The following is a 1,854-nucleotide window of genomic DNA, read 5'->3' as shown; positions in this document are numbered from 1 at the left end:
CGGTGGATCCGGGCTCAGTACGACCCGCCTCGCCCTGAGGGGAGTTGCACTCAGATGGAGTCGCAGAGACGGTGGGGGTCAGGTGCGCCGCAGCACACGTACCTCGCCACGCGAGGGGACCGCGACGTGACCTGCCGGCCGCACCGCGTCGGCTGCGTAAACGCCAGCTTGCTCCGCCTCAGCGATGCGCCCTGCTGCGCGAGGTGGGCAGGCGCCATGTGGTCCGAGGAGCGTCCGTTACGGCCGTGGAGCAGGCAGAACAGCCGCTCCGGTGAGCACGCGGCGTCCGAGCGCAGCCACGGCGAGATGTCCACCGTGAGCACGATCCGCCCGTCGAACCGAGGAAACGACAGGAAAATTAGCAGGTCACGCAGGGACTCGTGTCGAGCGAGCCGGCCATGGTTCAGGCCGCCGTACTGCGAGCCGTAGCCGCGCTGGAAGGCAGTCCAAAACAGGGACAGTTCCGCGAGCGCCTACCGCCCGTCGATCTGCGGCAGCACATTCATTCCCCGGTCTTCCTGGTTGAACTCTGTTATGCAGTAGTAGAGTTCAGTATCGCGAGGAAGGCCCCCCAAGCCCGGCGCCTACTGAAATCCGTCTCAAGTTCGGGGCCTGTTCGAGCCCCGGAAAATGGACAGTGGGACCAAGGGCGGGTGATGGAGGAGGTCAAAATCAGGTCTGCGAGTGGTCTCCGGTGGTGCCGTCGAGGAGTTCACGCACGATGTCCATATGACCCGCGTGCCGGGTGGTGTCCTCAAGCATATGGATGAGGGCCCAGCGCAAGGACACCCTGTTGCCGTTCCAGGCAGTGCCCAGTCGTCGAGGTCCAGCTCGGTGATCGTCGCGTCCGCGGCTGCCCGAGCCCGTCCGTAGAACTCCATGATCTGGTCGGTGCCCACACTGCCAGCCCCCGACAAGGAGCTTGGGTTCCTGGAGTAGCTCCGGCGCAGGCCGCCGTCACATTGCCCAGGGCCAGCCCTCTCCGGGGTCATGGCGTGCTGTGCGTCAGGGTCTGCGGGGACGACTTGCGGGTTGTTCTGGTCGGTCCAGTCGACGGTGTAGCTGTGGGGCTCCTGCTGCGCGGACATGTAGTCGATCCTCCTTGGCGGGAAGTGCGCGATGCCGGTGCGACTCAACTGGGGCTGCGCGTCGGCGGGGTGGATTCCAGGGTGCGGTCGATGGTGGTGCGGGCGATGCCGGTGGTGCGGTGGATGTCAGCCTTGCTGATGCCGCACTGAACCGCCCAGTGAATCAGGGTGTCACGCTGCGAGGTGTCAAGATCCTGTTTCCAGCGCTGCGCCAGGAGCGGGAAGATGCGCTCGTTCCAGGAGCGGACGGCCCCCGGGAGGCGGGGACGCCACGGCAGTTCCCACAGCGCCGACAGCGGCGGGAGGCTCTGGTCCACAGGTGGCAGTGTGGCGAGCGCGGCTTCGGCGGCCGCGGCCCGCTCCCGGCTGAGGCGCGCCAGGATCGCCACGCCGAGGCCGGCGCCTTCCCTGTCTGCCGGGTCGTCGTTGCTGGCGAACGTGTCCCGGATCTTCCGCGCCCACGCCCCCTTGTCGTAGACCGTTTGCAGTTCCTCACTGGCATCCCGGTAGACCTGCACGTATCCGCGGTCCTCCAGGAGCTCCCGCAGCGCCTTTTGCCTGTCGTCCAGGCGCCAGGTACGGGCCAGGTGGGCGAGGGGTCGCGCCCACGGGGTGATCTCGGCGATCGCCGCAGCCTGTCGCTGCGGTTGCGCGTCGCGGCTGTCGATCACTTCGGCGACTGCCACCGCCTCGCCGCCGTCCAGGAGGTACACGCGCGCGCCCCCGTCCACGGTCCATCGGGACGGCCCCGCCGGGGTGTGGATCT

The 1,854-nt window shown here is 67.9% G+C and carries 1 protein-coding gene and 1 pseudogene; both read right to left on the bottom strand.

Translation table 11 applies throughout. From position 1 onward, the window contains the following. Positions 1-672: 672 nt before the first annotated feature. Positions 673-893, bottom strand: a pseudogene (locus tag IG78_RS52110) (mycothiol transferase); the annotation flags it as partial. Positions 894-1,132: 239 nt separating this feature from the next. Continuing rightward, positions 1,133-1,854, bottom strand: a 722-nt coding sequence (locus IG78_RS43565; protein ID WP_037703382.1) for a hypothetical protein, incomplete at its 5' end; no start/stop codon positions are given.

Origin of the sequence: Streptomyces aureocirculatus (assembly GCF_000720475.1) — a bacterium.
In the GTDB taxonomy this organism is placed as follows: Bacteria; Actinomycetota; Actinomycetes; order Streptomycetales; family Streptomycetaceae; genus Streptomyces; species Streptomyces aureocirculatus.
This window is presented reverse-complemented; position numbering and strand designations above follow the sequence as displayed.